General features: G+C 73.0%; 11 protein-coding genes and 1 pseudogene. 5 read left to right on the forward strand and 7 right to left on the reverse strand.

Features of this window, described 5'->3' with window-relative positions; all coding sequences use genetic code 11:
* The gene (locus tag ACZ79I_RS35895; RefSeq protein WP_471503336.1) at nt 1-2,181 is read left to right on the forward strand and encodes a 3-hydroxyacyl-CoA dehydrogenase NAD-binding domain-containing protein; all 2,181 of its coding nucleotides are present in this window, start codon (nt 1-3) and stop codon (nt 2,179-2,181) included.
* A gap of 65 nt (nt 2,182-2,246) precedes the next feature.
* Here ACZ79I_RS35895 and ACZ79I_RS35900 read toward each other — a convergent pair whose 3' ends face one another.
* On the reverse strand, nt 2,247-2,957 hold the full coding sequence (locus tag ACZ79I_RS35900; RefSeq protein WP_471503338.1) for a MerR family transcriptional regulator: 711 nt from the start codon (nt 2,955-2,957) through the stop codon (nt 2,247-2,249).
* A 73-nt stretch (nt 2,958-3,030) separates the two neighbouring features.
* Between ACZ79I_RS35900 and ACZ79I_RS35905 the strand changes: the two are divergent.
* A pseudogene (locus ACZ79I_RS35905) lies at nt 3,031-3,346 on the forward strand (PfkB family carbohydrate kinase); the annotation flags it as partial.
* A 64-nt stretch (nt 3,347-3,410) separates the two neighbouring features.
* Here the strand turns inward: ACZ79I_RS35905 and ACZ79I_RS35910 are convergent.
* Nucleotides 3,411-4,904 (reverse strand): M1 family metallopeptidase, encoded by a 1,494-nt coding sequence (locus tag ACZ79I_RS35910; RefSeq protein ID WP_471503340.1) that lies wholly within the window; start codon nt 4,902-4,904, stop codon nt 3,411-3,413.
* Nucleotides 4,905-5,199: 295 nt separating this feature from the next.
* The gene (locus ACZ79I_RS35915) at nt 5,200-6,162 is read right to left on the reverse strand and encodes an FAD-dependent oxidoreductase (protein ID WP_471503342.1); all 963 of its coding nucleotides are present in this window, start codon (nt 6,160-6,162) and stop codon (nt 5,200-5,202) included.
* A 66-nt stretch (nt 6,163-6,228) separates the two neighbouring features.
* Here ACZ79I_RS35915 and ACZ79I_RS35920 point away from each other — a divergent pair, with 66 nt between their 5' ends.
* The gene (locus ACZ79I_RS35920) at nt 6,229-7,248 is read left to right on the forward strand and encodes an oxidoreductase (RefSeq protein ID WP_471503344.1); all 1,020 of its coding nucleotides are present in this window, start codon (nt 6,229-6,231) and stop codon (nt 7,246-7,248) included.
* A gap of 62 nt (nt 7,249-7,310) precedes the next feature.
* The gene (locus ACZ79I_RS35925; RefSeq protein ID WP_471503346.1) at nt 7,311-8,954 is read left to right on the forward strand and encodes an ABC-F family ATP-binding cassette domain-containing protein; all 1,644 of its coding nucleotides are present in this window, start codon (nt 7,311-7,313) and stop codon (nt 8,952-8,954) included.
* Between the two features lie 118 nt (nt 8,955-9,072).
* On the opposite strand, the gene ACZ79I_RS35930 is transcribed toward ACZ79I_RS35925, so the two are convergent.
* The 4 genes from ACZ79I_RS35930 to ACZ79I_RS35945 all read right to left on the reverse strand — a co-directional run bounded on the left by ACZ79I_RS35930 (nt 9,073) and on the right by ACZ79I_RS35945 (nt 13,473).
* Nucleotides 9,073-11,427 (reverse strand): Tex family protein, encoded by a 2,355-nt coding sequence (locus ACZ79I_RS35930; protein WP_471503348.1) that lies wholly within the window; start codon nt 11,425-11,427, stop codon nt 9,073-9,075.
* A 132-nt stretch (nt 11,428-11,559) separates the two neighbouring features.
* Nucleotides 11,560-11,697, reverse strand: a complete 138-nt coding sequence (locus ACZ79I_RS35935; RefSeq protein ID WP_471503350.1) for an LPFR motif small protein — start codon at nt 11,695-11,697, stop codon at nt 11,560-11,562.
* Nucleotides 11,698-11,749: 52 nt separating this feature from the next.
* Nucleotides 11,750-12,616, reverse strand: a complete 867-nt coding sequence (locus ACZ79I_RS35940) for an SCO6745 family protein (RefSeq protein WP_471503352.1) — start codon at nt 12,614-12,616, stop codon at nt 11,750-11,752.
* Between the two features lie 107 nt (nt 12,617-12,723).
* Nucleotides 12,724-13,473 (reverse strand): enoyl-CoA hydratase/isomerase family protein, encoded by a 750-nt coding sequence (locus tag ACZ79I_RS35945; RefSeq protein ID WP_471503354.1) that lies wholly within the window; start codon nt 13,471-13,473, stop codon nt 12,724-12,726.
* Between the two features lie 270 nt (nt 13,474-13,743).
* Here ACZ79I_RS35945 and ACZ79I_RS35950 point away from each other — a divergent pair, with 270 nt between their 5' ends.
* Nucleotides 13,744-14,253, forward strand: a complete 510-nt coding sequence (locus tag ACZ79I_RS35950) for an ATP-binding protein (protein ID WP_471505425.1) — start codon at nt 13,744-13,746, stop codon at nt 14,251-14,253.
* The last annotated feature ends 24 nt before the right edge of the window (nt 14,254-14,277 follow it).

The raw sequence follows: 14,277 nt of genomic DNA on the forward strand, positions 1-14,277 counted from the left end.
ATGAGCACTGAGTCCACCACCATCCGCTGGGAGCAGGACGACACCGGCATCGTCACCCTGGTCCTCGACGACCCCAACCAGTCCGCGAACACCATGAACCAGGCGTTCAAGGAGTCCATCGCGGCGATCGCCGAGCGCGCCGAGGCCGAGAAGGACTCCATCCGCGGCGTCATCTACACCTCCGCCAAGAAGACGTTCTTCGCGGGCGGAGACCTGAAGGACATGATGAAGGCGGGCCCCGAGGACGCCCAGCAGGCGTTCGAGACGGGTGTGGCGATCAAGAACTCCCTGCGCCGCATCGAGACGCTCGGCAAGCCGGTCGTCGCCGCCATCAACGGCGCGGCCCTGGGCGGCGGCTACGAGATCGCGCTCGCCTCCCACCACCGCGTCGCCCTCGACGCCCCCGGCTCCAAGATCGGCCTCCCGGAGGTCACGCTCGGCCTGCTCCCGGCGGGCGGCGGCGTCACCCGCACCGTACGCCTGATGGGCATCGCGGACGCCCTGCTGAAGGTGCTGCTCCAGGGCACCCAGTACTCGCCGCGACGCGCCCTGGAGAACGGTCTCGTGCACGAGGTGGCCGCCACCCGCGAGGAGATGCTGGACAAGGCCCGCGCCTTCATCGACGCCAACCCCGTCTCGCAGCAGCCCTGGGACAAGCCGGGCTACAAGATCCCGGGCGGTACGCCGTCCAACCCGAAGTTCGCCGCCAACCTGCCCGCCTTCCCGGCCAACCTGAGGAAGCAGCTGGGCGGCGCCCCCTACCCGGCCCCGCGCAACATCCTCGCGGCGGCCGTGGAGGGCTCCCAGGTCGACTTCGAGACCGCCCTGACCATCGAGGCCCGCTACTTCACCGAGCTGGTCACCGGCCAGACGGCGAAGAACATGATCCAGGCGTTCTTCTTCGACCTCCAGGCCGTCAACTCCGGTGCCAACCGTCCGGGGGCCATCGAGCCGCGCCGGGTCCGCAGGGTCGCCGTCCTCGGCGCCGGGATGATGGGTGCGGGCATCGCCTACTCCTGCGCCCGCGCGGGCATCGACGTCGTCCTCAAGGACGTCTCTCCCGAGGCGGCCGCCAAGGGCAAGGGCTACTCCGAGAAGCTGTGCGCGAAGGCGGTCGCCAGGGGGCGTACGACCCAGGAGAAGGCGGACACGCTGCTCGCCCGCATCACCCCCACCGCCGAGGCCGCCGACCTCGCGGGCTGCGACGCCGTGATCGAGGCCGTCTTCGAGGACCCGGCGCTCAAGCACAAGGTGTTCCAGGAGATCGAGCACATCGTCGAGCCCGACGCGCTGCTGTGCTCCAACACCTCCACCCTGCCGATCAGCGCGCTCGCCGAGGGCGTGGAGCGGCAGGCCGACTTCGTCGGCCTGCACTTCTTCTCGCCCGTCGACAAGATGCCGCTCGTCGAGATCATCAAGGGGGAGCGGACCGGAGACGAGGCCCTGGCGCGCGCCTTCGACCTGGTCCGGCAGATCAACAAGACGCCGATCGTCGTCAACGACTCGCGCGGCTTCTTCACCTCGCGGGTCATCGGCCACTTCATCAACGAGGGTGTCGCGATGGTGGGCGAGGGCATCGAGCCCGCGTCCGTGGAGCAGGCGGCCGCCCAGGCGGGCTACCCCGCCAAGGTGCTCTCCCTCATGGACGAGCTGACCCTCACCCTCCCCCGCAAGATCCGCAACGAGACCAGGCGGGCCGTCGAGGAGGCGGGCGGCACCTGGACCCCGCATCCGGCCGAGGCCGTCATTGACCGCATGGTCGACGAGTTCGGCCGCACCGGACGCAGCGGCGGCGCGGGCTTCTACGAGTACGGCGAGGACGGCAGGCGCGGGCGGCTGTGGCCGGGCCTGCGCGAGCACTTCACCGAGCCGGGCCACGAGATCCCCTTCGAGGACATGCAGGAGCGCATGCTGTTCTCCGAGGCGCTGGACACCGTCCGGCTGCTGGAGGAGGGCGTGCTGACGTCCGTCGCCGACGCCAACATCGGCTCCATCTTCGGGATCGGCTTCCCGGGCTGGACCGGCGGCGTCCTGCAGTACATCAACGGCTACGACGGCGGCCTTCCCGGGTTCACGGCCCGCGCGCGGGAACTGGCCGAGCGGTACGGCGAGCGGTTCACCCCGCCCGCGCTGCTGGTGGAGAAGGCGGAGAAGGGCGAACGGTTCACCGACGCGCGCTGAGGCGTTCCGCGGGTACCCGCAGCGGGCTCTCCCCCGAGCCCCTGCGGGTACCCCCGGGGTCAGGACTACGGTGCTGCGGGCCGCGCGTCCGTCAGCCACTCCCGCAGCTCCTGCTTCAAGGAGCGCTGGAAGGCCGTGAGCAGGGCCTGGACCACCAGCGGATGCATGTGCGCGGACAGGGACTTCACGGCCGTGGCGTCACGTTCCGCCACCGCGTCCCGGAACAGCTGCGACAACTCGCGGGCCGCCGCACGCGAGTGTTCGATGAGGACGCGGCGGGCGGCGAGGATGGACCCCAGGTCGAGGGGCACGTCGAGGAGCTGGACGCCGAGCCGCAGCAGGCCCGGATCCACCCGGAACGCCCCCTCGTGCGGCGCCACCACGTCCATCGCCCCGAGCCGCTCCAGGTCCTCCTCGCGAAGCGGCCGCCCCGCGCGCCGCTCCAGCTCCTCGCGCGTCATGGTCTCCACCGCGTCCGGAGCCCAGGACGCCACGACGGCGCGGTGCAGGGCGAGGTCCCGGGCGCTCAGGTCCGCCGGCAACTGCTGCAGATAGCGCTCGATCGCGGCCAGCGTCATGCCCTGGTGCTGCAGTTCCTCGATGAGCGCCAGCCGGGCCAGGTGCTCGGGCCCGTAGTGGCCCACGCGCCGGGGGCCGATCACGGGCGGCGGGAGCAGACCCCTGCTGCTGTAGAAGCGGACGGTGCGGACCGTGACGCCGGCCCGCGCGGCCAGCTCGTCGACGGTGAGCGTCGGCTCCTCGGTCTCGGTCGTCATGTGCAGCAGTATCGCTGTCTCACCAGTACTGTGAAACCTCAACGGCACGGCTGTCCTCGGCGGCGCGCGCGGCCCGGAGCAGACCATGCGCGGCATCGCCGGGCGGGGCGGGGCGGCCCGGACGGTGGTCGCCGCGGCCGGCGCCGGGCGCGTACCTCCCGGCCGGCGGCGAGCCGACCCGTGTGCCGACCGTGACGCCGCCCGCCCCGGTGGTGGACTCCCACGGGGCGGGCGACGCCTTCGCCGCCGGTTTCCTCTCCGGCCGCCTGCGCGGTGAGCCACCGCTGCGCCGCGCCCTTTACGGCGCCGTGGCCGGGGCGTACGCCTGCACGGTGCCGTCCGCGGAGGCGGACGCGGCCGGCCGCGAGGACCTGCTCGCCCGGGCGGCAGCGACCGGGAGCGTCGCGCGCTGCGGCGCGCGGGCCCGCCCCGGGCCGCACCGTCCCGGAAGGGTCAGCCCCCGTGCACGCCGTTCGTCGCCGCGATCTCCTTCCAGGACTTCGGCTGCGGCACGGCGGCCGACGTCCTTGCGAGGGACACGGTACGGGCCGCGGACACGGCGGGCTTGGACGGCTGGAACAGCCAGGTGCCGAAGAGCGCGTCCAGCGGTTTCCCGGACACCTTCTCGGCGTACGCCCGGAAGTCCGCGACCGAGGCGTTGCCGTACGCGTGCTCCTTCGGCCATCCCTTCAGGATGGCGAAGAACGCATCGTCGCCGACCTCGTTGCGCAGCGCCTGGACGGCGAGCGCACCCCGGTCGTAGACCGCGATGTCGAACTGGTTGTCGGGCCCCGGGTCACCCGGCGCGACCGTCCAGAACGGATCGTCCGCCGGGTGCGAGGCGTACACGTAGTCGGCCAGTTCCTGCGTCGTGCCCTCGCCCTCGTGCTCGGACCACAGCCATTGCGCGTAGCGGGCGAAGCCCTCGTTGATCCAGATGTCCTTCCAGCCCTTGAGCGACACGTCGTCGCCGTACCACTGGTGTGCCAGCTCGTGCACCACGACGGACGTGTTGGAGCCGTTCGCGAACTGCCTGGGGCTGTAGTAGACGCGGGTCTGGGTCTCCAGGGCGTACCCGGTGGTGGTGTCGGGCACGTACCCGCCGGCCGAGCTGAAGGGGTACGGCCCGAAGTAGCCGGTCAGCCAGTCGACGAGTTCCCCGGTCCGCTCCACGCTCGCCCGCGCGGCCCCGTCGTTGTCGCCGAGGTTCCTGCTGTAGGCGTTGACGACCGGCACGCCGCCCTCCGACGTACCGGTCGTGATGTCGAACCTCCCGATCGCGAGCGTGGCGAGATATGTCGCCTGCGGTGCGCGGGACCGCCAGCTGTAGCGGGTCCAGCCGAGCCTGGAAGTCGTGGACTGCAGCGTGCCGTTGGAGATCGCCTGGGTGCCGTCCGGCACGGCCACCGACACGTCGTAGGTGGCCTTGTCGCTCGGGTGGTCGTTGCTCGGGAACCACCACCAGGCCGCCTCGGGCTCGTCCGCCGCGACCGCGCCGTCCGGGGTGCGGTGCCAGGTGGTGAAGCCGTACGCGCTCTTGGTGGAGGGAACCCCCCGGTAGCGGACCACGACGGTGACCGGCGTGCCCTTCCGCAGCGGGGCGGCGGGGGTGATCTCCAGTTCGTGCTGGCCGGACGCGGTGAAGGCCGCCTTCGCGCCGTTCACCCGCACCTCGCTGACGTCCAGCAGGAAGTCCAGGTCGAAGCGGGACAGATCCTGCGTGGTGGTGGCCAGGAGGGTCGCCGTGCCTTCCAGTTCGTCCGTCCGCGGCTGGTACTTCAGCCGCAGGTCGTAGTGCGAGACGTCGTATCCGCCATTGCCGTAGTACGGGTAGTAGGGATCGCCGATACCCGGAGCGCCGGGCTGGTAGGCGGCGGCCGATGCCGGGATCGCCAGCAACAGGGAAGCCGCCGCGAGCGCGCCCGGGGCGATGAGTCTGCGATGCACGAGAACTCCAAGTCGTAGGGGCACGAGGTCCGTTCGGAGCCTATTCAGACCCGGTGACCCCCGGCGTGTCCATGGCCACCGCCGTCCCACGATCGCCATCCGGCCGCCTCGGGAGCGGCCGTCCGGCGGCGCCCGGCGCAGCCGGGGCCACCCGGACCGACGTCGGCATCTCCGCCGAGCACCCGAGCACCCGGCATCTCCGCCGAGCACCCCACCCCGACCGTCGGCCCCGGTGCCGTTCGCCGGAGTGGGACCCCGCGCACCCGTCCGCCGGGATCCCCGATGCGGGCGCCGCTCAGGCGCCCGGGCGTGCCAGCCCGGCCGCCTCGCGCGCGCAGCCCCAGGCCACCGTGACGCCCGCGCCGCCGTGCCCGTAGTTGTGCACCAGCACTCCGCCGCCTGCCAGCGGTTCCCGCTCCAGCCGGACGGCGTCCCGGACCGGCCGCAGCCCCACCCGGTGATCCAGCACCCGGGCGCCGGCTATCTCCGGCCGCACAGCGGCGCACCGCGCCACGATCTCCGCTGCCGTCCGCGGATCGGGTGTCAGGGACCAGGCGTCCTCCTCGGCGGTGCCGCCCAGGATGAGCCCGCCGGGCTGCGGGAAGAAGTACGTGCTCACGTCGGCCGTGTGGTCCACCGACGTCAGCCAGGTGGTGATCCCGGGGTTCTCCACCACGACGAGCTGGCCGCGCACCGGGCGCAGCCGCGGGTCCGGTACCAGTTCGCGGGCGCCCAGGCCCGTGCAGTTGACCACAACGGGCGCCTCCGCGGCCGGTTCCGCCAGGTCCGCGACGGCCCGCTCCTCGACCCGCCCGCCGGCCCGCAGCAGCCGCCCGCGCAGCCACGGCAGATGCCTGCCCATGTCGATGAGGGGCAGCCGGGCCCACAGACCGGTTCCGGCGTACTCGGCGTCCGTCGACGGCCTGAGGCCCCCGACGCCCGAGGCCCACGGTCCGAGGCCGTCCAGTCGCGTCTCCCCGTGTACGCCCTCGACCATGCGTACGCCCGTCTCCTCGGGCCGCAGCGCCAGTTCCTCGTACACGACGAGGGAGTCCAGGGCCCATGCGCCCACCAGGGACTTCGGTTCGATCCGGTAGGGCCACCACACCGCTCCCGCGACCGCCGAGGTCGTCCGCTCGGCGGGCTCACGCGTCCACACCCGCACGCGCCGGCCGCTCTCCGCCAGGACGATCGCCGTCGTCAGCCCGATGACGCCGCCGCCCACCACGATCACATCACCGCTCTGATCTCTGTCCACGCGGGGACGGTAGCGGAATGCGGGCTGCCGTGCTCATATCACTGTCGGTGTGGGGATACTCACAGCATGTCTGCCGCGTACGCGACCTTCGGCCTGGCACCGGCGACGCGTGCCGGTGGCCTCCTCGCCAACGGTGACGTCCAGCTGCACCGGGACTTCGTGGACTTCGTCATCGACGGGCGCCCGCTGCTGTTCCGGCTCTCCGAGCTGGACGCGGTGTCCCCGCTCGCCTCCGACATACCCCCCGCGATCTTCACCGCGCAGGTGCGCGGACTCCTGCTGGAGGCCGACGCCCCGCTGGCGGGCGGCCGCCACATCATCTACGGCTGCCCGGAGTGCCAGGACCTGGCCTGCGGGGCCGTCACCGCGGTCATCGAGCGGGACGGCGACGACGTCGTGTGGCGGGACTTCGCCTGGCAGACCGACGAGCGGGTGGACCTGGAGCTCAACGGCTACCACGGGACGGGGCCGTTCCGCTTCCGCGGCGAGGAGTACCGCCGCGCCCTCGACGCACTGCTCGACGGCGGCCGGGCCGGACGGCGCCGGGTCCTGCTGATCGGCGCGCGCGTCGCCGTCCTCGCCCGGCTCGCCGCCGCACTGCGCACCATCGGCATCGGGGCGGAGATCGCGCAGGAGGCCACGGACGTGCCCGCCGACGAACTGCGCGGCTACGGCGCGGTGGTCTTCGGCCGGGCGGTCGGCGAGCGGGAACGTGCCGCCGTACGGCGGGCCTTCGCGGACGCCGGCGTCGACGCGGCGTATGTCGACGGGCTCGCGCCGATCGTTCCGCTCCTCGTCGCCCAGATCGAGCACGCCCTGGACCGCAGCCCCGGGCAGCAGCGTCGCCTCACCCGCCTGACCGCCGCCGACGGCGCGGCGGACATCGAGGTCGCCGCCGCATGCCGGGTCCGCGTCACCACCTACCGCCGAGGCCGCCTGCACCGCGTCCACGCCCACGAGGTCCTCGACGCGGTGCTGGAGCCTGGCACCCATCGAGTCGCCCTCGGTCCCGGGGCGGCGAAAGGTACCGCCTTCGTGGTGGCCAGGACCTCGGGGAGCGTGCTGGTGGCCGCGGCGGCGGACTGAGCGCCCGGCGGGCCCGTCCCGTCCGCCGGCCCCGCCGACGCGCTCGTTAGGATCGGCGTCTGATGACTGCCACCCTCGTCGCCAAGAACCTCGCCGCCGGGCACGGCGACCGCTCGCTCTTCTCCGGGCTCGACCTCGTCGTCGCGCCCGGTGACGTGATCGGGCTCGTCGGTGCCAATGGAGCCGGCAAGTCCACCCTGCTGCGGATCCTCGCCGGGCTGCTCGCCCCGGAGCAGGGGGAGCTGCTGCTGTCACCGCCCACCGCGACGGTCGGGCACCTGCCGCAGGAGCCGGAACGGCGGCCGGGCGAGACGGTGCGGGAGTTCCTGGCGCGCCGCACGGGCGTGGCGCAGGCCCAGCGCGTGATGGACGAGGCCACGCAGGGGCTCGTCGACGGGAGACCGGGGGCCGACGACGCGTACGCGCTGAGCCTGGAGCGCTGGCTCGGCCTCGGCGGCGCCGACCTCGACGAGCGCGCCGAGGACGTCGCCGGCTCGCTCGGTCTGACCGTCGGTCTGGACCAGCCGATGACATCCCTGTCCGGCGGTCAGGCGGCCCGCGCGGGACTGGCCTCGCTGCTGCTGTCCCGCTACGACGTCTTCCTGCTCGACGAGCCGACCAACGACCTGGACCTGGACGGGCTGGAACGGCTGGAGCGCTTCGTCGGCGGACTGCGGGCCGGGACGGTCGTCGTCAGCCATGACCGCGAGTTCCTCACCCGCACGGTCACCAAGGTCCTCGAACTCGACCTGGCGCAGCGGCAGATCAACCTCTACGGCGGCGGATACGCGGCCTACCTGGAGGAGCGCGAGAGGTCCCGCCGGCACGCCCGCGAGGACTACGAGGAGTACGCCGACAAGAAGGCCGCCCTCCAGGAGCGGGCCCGGACGCAGCGGGCCTGGATGGACAAGGGCGTGCGGAACGCGCGGCGCAAGGCGGGCAGCGACAACGACAAGATCGGCCGCAAGTTCCGCAGCGAGGCCAGCGAGAAGCAGGCCGCGAAGGCCCGGCAGACCCAGCGCATGATCGAGCGCCTGGAGGTCGTCGAGGAACCCCGCAAGGAGTGGGAACTGCGCATGGAGATCGCGGCCGCCCCCCGCTCGGGTGCGGTCGTCGCGAGTCTGCGGGACGCCGAGGTGCGGCGCGGCGGCTTCACCTTCGGGCCGGCGACGCTGCAGATCGACTGGGCGGACCGGGTCGCGGTGACGGGCGCGAACGGAGCCGGCAAGTCGACCCTGCTCGGCGCGCTGCTGGGCCGTGTCCCGCTGGACGCGGGCCACGCCGCCCTCGGCTCGGGCGTCCTGGTCGGCGAGGTGGACCAGGCGCGTGGGCTGTTCCACGGCCCGGAGCCCCTGATGGACGCGTTCCGCGCGGCGGTCCCCGACACGGAACCGGTCGACGTGCGCACGCTGCTCGCGAAGTTCGGCCTGAAGACGGACCACGTCCTGCGCCCGGCGGCGACCCTCTCTCCCGGCGAACGGACGAGGGCCGCCCTGGCACTGCTGCAGGGCAGGGGCGTGAACCTGCTGGTCCTGGACGAGCCGACCAACCACCTCGACCTTCCGGCCATCGAACAGCTGGAGTCGGCCCTGGACTCCTACGAGGGCACGCTGCTCCTGGTCACCCACGACCGCCGGATGCTGGACGCGGTGCGGGTCAGCCGCCGGCTGGAGGTGGCCGACGGCAAGGTGAGCGAAGCCGGGTGACCGGGCGCGGGGGAGCGGGCACGGGCGAGCGGGTGCTCGGCCCGGCTTCCCCGGCGGCACGCTGCGGCCGGACCCGGGCCCGGCCGCAGCGTGCCGCCGGACCCGGACCCCGGTTGCCTCAGCGGCGGCCGGGCTTCTGGCCGAGCAGACCCGCGCGGCGCAGCGCGTCGGCCATCGCGCTGTTGGCCGGCGGGGGCGCCTGACGCGAGCCGCGGTCACCGCCGCGCCCCTGCCGCTGTCCCTGTCCCTGCCGCTGCTGGGGCGGCCGTCCACCGCGCTGGCCCTGTGCGGCGGCCTCGTCGTCCAGCCGCAGCGTCAGCGAGATCCGCTTGCGCGGAATGTCGACGTCCAGCACCTTCACCTTGACGATGTCACCCGGCTTCACCACGTCCCGCGGGTCCTTGACGAACGTCTTCGACATCGCGGACACATGCACCAGGCCGTCCTGGTGGACACCGACGTCCACGAACGCCCCGAAGGCGGCGACATTCGTGACGACGCCCTCCAGGATCATCCCGGACGACAGGTCGGAGATCTTCTCGACACCCTCCTTGAAGGTCGCCGTCCTGAACGCGGGGCGGGGGTCGCGCCCCGGCTTCTCCAGCTCCTTCAGGATGTCGGTCACCGTCGGCAGACCGAACGTCTCGTCCACGAAGTCGGTCGGCCTCAGCGAGCGCAGCACCGACGTGTTGCCGATGAGGGAGGCCACCTCCTGGCCCGTGGTCTTCACCATGCGCCGGACCACCGGGTATGCCTCCGGGTGCACGCTGGAGGCGTCCAGCGGATCGTCGCCGCCCCGGATCCGCAGGAAGCCCGCACACTGCTCGTACGCCTTCGGCCCGAGCCGCGCCACGTTCCTCAGCTCCGCGCGGGACGTGAACGGGCCGTTGGCGTCGCGGTGCGCCACGATGTTCTCCGCGAGCCCCGAGGAGATGCCGGAGACCCGGGCGAGGAGCGGGGCCGACGCCGTGTTGACGTCCACACCCACGCCGTTCACACAGTCCTCGACCACCGCGTCCAGCGAGCGCGACAGCTTCACCTCGGACAGGTCGTGCTGGTACTGGCCGACGCCGATGGACTTCGGGTCGATCTTCACCAGCTCGGCGAGCGGGTCCTGGAGGCGGCGGGCGATGGACACCGCGCCGCGCAGCGACACGTCCATGTCGGGCAGCTCCTGCGAGGCGAACGCCGAGGCCGAGTACACCGACGCGCCCGCCTCCGAGACCATCACCTTGGTGAGCTTCAGCTCCGGGTGCCTCGCGATGAGTTCACCGGCGAGCTTGTCGGTCTCGCGGGACGCCGTGCCGTTGCCGATCGCGACCAGCTCGACCGCGTGCTCCCGGGCGAGGCGCGCCAGCTTGGCGATCGCCTCGTCCCACTTGTTGGCCGGCACGTGCGGGTAGATGACGTCCGTGGCCACCACCTTGCCGGTCGCGTCCACCACGGCCACCTTCACGCCCGTGCGGAAACCGGGGTCCAGGCCCAGCGTCGCGCGGGTGCCGGCCGGGGCGGCGAGCAGCAGGTCCCGCAGGTTCGCCGCGAACACCGCCACCGCCTCGTCCTCGGCGGCCGTCCGCAGACGCAGCCGCAGATCGATGCCGAGGTGCACGAGGATGCGGGTGCGCCAGGCCCAGCGGACGGTGTCCGCCAGCCACTTGTCGGCGGGGCGGCCGCGGTCGGCGATCCCGAAGCGGTGCGCCACGGTCCCCTCGTACGACGACGGGCCGTCCGTGGGCTCCTCCGGCTCCAGGACCAGGTCGAGCACCTCCTCCTTCTCGCCGCGCAGCATGGCGAGGATCCGGTGCGAGGGCAGCTCGGTGAAGGGCTCGGCGAAGTCGAAGTAGTCGGCGAACTTCGCGCCCGCCTCCTCCTTGCCCTCGCGCACCTTGGCGGCGAGACGCCCGCGCACCCACATCCGCTCGCGCAGCTCGCCGATGAGGTCGGCGTCCTCGGAGAACCGCTCCGTCAGGATCGCCCGGGCGCCGTCGAGCGCGGCCTGCGGATCGGCCACCCCCTTGTCCGGGTCGACGAAGGCGGCTGCCGCGGCGAGCGGTTCCACCGTGGGGTCGCCGAGCAGGCCCTCGGCCAGCGGCTGAAGACCGGCCTCGCGCGCGATCTGGGCCTTCGTGCGCCGCTTCGGCTTGAACGGCAGGTAGATGTCCTCCAGGCGCGCCTTGGTCTCGGCGCCCCGGATCTGCGCCTGAAGCTCCTCGGTCAGCTTGCCCTGCTCGCGCACCGACTCCAGGATCGCCGTGCGCCGCTCCTCCAGCTCCCGCAGATAGCGCAGCCGCTCCTCGATCGTGCGCAGCTGCGCGTCGTCGAGCATCTCGGTCGCTTCCTTGCGGTAGCGGGCGATGAAGGGCACCGTCGAACCGCCGTCGAGCAGTTCGACCGCGGACCTCACCTGCCGCTCCCGTACGCCGAGCTCCTCGGCGATCCTGCCTTCGATGGACCCTACGAGGGGTGTCGTCACGATCCCGTACCGCCTTCTCCACTGAGGTTGCGCGGCAATTGTGGCAGGTGGCACCGACAACCGGGGGGCAGGGCGGGCGTCGGGTCGACACGGGGCGGTCGCCGAACCCCGTGGCCGTGCGGGACGGGCCCCTCAGGCCCGGCGGGCGCCACGCCGTGTCGAGGCCGAAGCCCCGCCCAGCAGCCGGGCGACGGCCCGGAAGGGCAGGGTCACGACCGTGGCGACGGCGCCGCCGATCTGGCGCAGCACGTCTGCGATCGCACGGAACACGGGTCTCTCCCTTCGTCCTCCCGGCGCACCGCCGGGACGGCGTCCGGGTACCTCAGCTCTTCCCGATCATGCCGTCGGGGAACGCGCCGGCCGCGAGCGCCCTGGTCAGCAGCTCGCCCGCCAGTTCCGTGAGCCGCTCGACGCCCGCGGCGCCGAGATGCTCGTACGGGGCCCGGTCGAGGAGGTCCGTCTCCTCCTCGATCCGCGCGCGCAGCGCGGCACCCTTCTCGGTCAGCTCGCCCTCCGCGTCGAGCAGGCCCCGCTCGCGCAGCCGTGCGGTCGCCGCGTCCCAGTCCTCACTGCTCCAGCCGCGGGTGGCCAGGGCCCACTTCGGGGCCATGCCCTTGCCGGTCGCGGTGTGGCTCGCCAGCGCCTCCAGCGGGTCGAGCTCCGCGTGCAGCAGCACCGCGAGATGGCCGTCGCCGCGGTGCTCGCGCAGCAGGGTGGCCGCGTGCCAGAACGCCAGGTGCGGCTCGTCGGGCACGGGCAGATCGGCGTGGGCGGCGTACAGGGGGCGCGCGTGCGGAGTGCACGCCTCGGCCGCGCGCAGCGCGAGTTCGGCCGCCTCGGCCATCTCCTTGGAGGCGATGGACTCCTCGCCGAGCAGCCGCCTCAGCGTCGCGTCGACGGCGCGCAGGCGTGCCGCCAGCACCACCTCGGGGGAGGCCGTCTCCCACACGGCGGGCACGTGCCGCGCCACCAGTTCGGGGCGGAAGTTGGAGAACGTCGCCGTCACGACGCCCGCGCCCACCGGGCCCAGGGCGGCCGCCCGCACCGCGAAGTAGGCGGCCCGCTGGTCGGTGACGCCCACGGCGGTCAGTTCCCGTTTCAGGTCCGGGGAGAAGTAGTGCGTCGAGTGCAGCGGATTGATCACGTTGTGGCAGCGCCGGCCGGCGCGCTCGGGCAGAGGAGAGGTCATGCCCGGCAGAGTACCGACTGGTTGGTACGTTGGGAACGGAAGGACGAGGACACCCGATGGCACGGCGCCCGCGTACCTCGTCGGGGAGCCCCGCGCCGGGCGCCCCCTCATCCAGGCGCGGACCAGGTGAACCGCGGGGACCTGCGCTCTAGGAACGCGGCGACGCCCTCCGCGGTGTCGCCGCTGCCGCGCGCCTGCTCGCCCCAGTACGCGTCCCGGTCCGTCCGGCCGTTCGCGAACTCCTTGGCGGCGGCCTGTGTCAGTTGCGAGCGGGTGACCAGTACGCGAGTGAAGTCCGCCACACGCTTGCCCAGTTCCCCCTCCGGCAGCACCTCGTCGACCAGACCCGTCCGCAGCGCCCGCTCCGCGTCGATCAACTCTCCCGAGAACAGCAGGTACTTGGCCGTGCCGGGACCCGCCAGGGCCACCAGCCGGCGGGTGGCGGAGGCGGGGTAGACGATCCCCAGCTTGGCCGGCGTCACCCCGAACAGCGCGCCCTCCTCCGCGAACCGGAGGTCACAGGCCGCGGCGAGCTGCGACCCGCCGCCCACGCAGTGACCGCGGATCGCCGCCAGCGTCGGCTTCGGGAAGGCGGCCAGCGCCTCCTCGGCCTCCACGGCCAGGGCCTGGGCCGTCTCCGGCGACTTCCGCAGTGTGGAGATGTCGGCGCCCGCGCAGAACGTTCCGCCCTCCCCGGTGAGCACCAGCGCCCGGACCGCGGGGTCGGCGGCCAGGCCCGCGAGCAGTGGTGGCAGCGCCCGCCACATGCCGGCCGTCATGGCGTTGCGCCTGGCCGGGTGGTGGATGACGACGGTCGCGACCCCGTCGGTGACGCTGTGCAGCAGCTGCGGATCCATGGGCCGGATGGTATCCGCACCCCCCGCACTCCCGATCAAGAAGGGGCAGGGGAACGGGCGGGGAGAGCCAGGGGCAAACCCGTACAACCCGAAGAGTTCCGAAGTCGGCCGGGCGGCGGTACGGAGTGATCACACAACTGACGGCGTCATACGCCAACGGTCAGATGTCGTCGATACCGGCTGACTTGTGTTCAGTCTTCCGGTACGGACCAGCACATTCCCAACACTCGACATGTGGTGACGATCGAGCGCAAGGGCGGCGAGCGGACGATGGAGAACCGAGGGCGAGGGTACGGCCCGCGCCCTGAGGGCGGCGGGAACGGGGCGGACGGCGGCAGGCCGACGGGACCGCTGCCGTACGAGGGCGTGTGGAGGTTCACCGCCGCCGCCGTGGACGCCTCGGTGCCGCAGGCCCGGCACGCCGTGCGGGACCTGCTCGCCCGCCAGGGCGTGCCCGTCTCGGACGACACCGTGCAGGCCCTGCTGCTGATCGTCTCGGAACTGGTCACCAACGCCGTCCGGCACGCGGCGCTGCTGTCGCCGATGCTGGCGGTGGAGATCGCGGTCGGACCCGAGTGGGTGCGGGTGGCCGTGGAGGACGACCACCCCTACCGTCCGAGCGCCCTGGAGGCCGATCACGGCCGCACCGGCGGCCGCGGTCTGCTCCTGGTCCGCGAGATCACCAGGGAGGCGGGCGGAGTGTGCGACGTGGAGCACACGGCGAGTGGCGGCAAGGTGATCTGGGCGGCCCTGCCGCTCAAGCCCGTGGGGATCGGCTGAGTCCGTCCGGCCGCGCGGACCGGA

It is taken from the genome of Streptomyces sp. PSU-S4-23, from assembly GCF_055632315.1.

Excerpts from the sequence above, each read along its gene's own strand:
- ACZ79I_RS35895 (WP_471503336.1), top strand. The coding sequence starts at position 1 with ATGAGCACTGAGTCCACCACCATCCGCTGGGAGCAGGACGACACCGGC.
- ACZ79I_RS35900 (WP_471503338.1), bottom strand. The coding sequence starts at position 2,957 with ATGACGACCGAGACCGAGGAGCCGACGCTCACCGTCGACGAGCTGGCC.
- ACZ79I_RS35920 (WP_471503344.1), top strand. The coding sequence starts at position 6,229 with ATGTCTGCCGCGTACGCGACCTTCGGCCTGGCACCGGCGACGCGTGCC.
- ACZ79I_RS35925 (WP_471503346.1), top strand. The coding sequence starts at position 7,311 with ATGACTGCCACCCTCGTCGCCAAGAACCTCGCCGCCGGGCACGGCGAC.
- ACZ79I_RS35940 (WP_471503352.1), bottom strand. The coding sequence starts at position 12,616 with ATGACCTCTCCTCTGCCCGAGCGCGCCGGCCGGCGCTGCCACAACGTG.
- ACZ79I_RS35945 (WP_471503354.1), bottom strand. The coding sequence starts at position 13,473 with ATGGATCCGCAGCTGCTGCACAGCGTCACCGACGGGGTCGCGACCGTC.
- ACZ79I_RS35950 (WP_471505425.1), top strand. The coding sequence starts at position 13,744 with ATGGAGAACCGAGGGCGAGGGTACGGCCCGCGCCCTGAGGGCGGCGGG.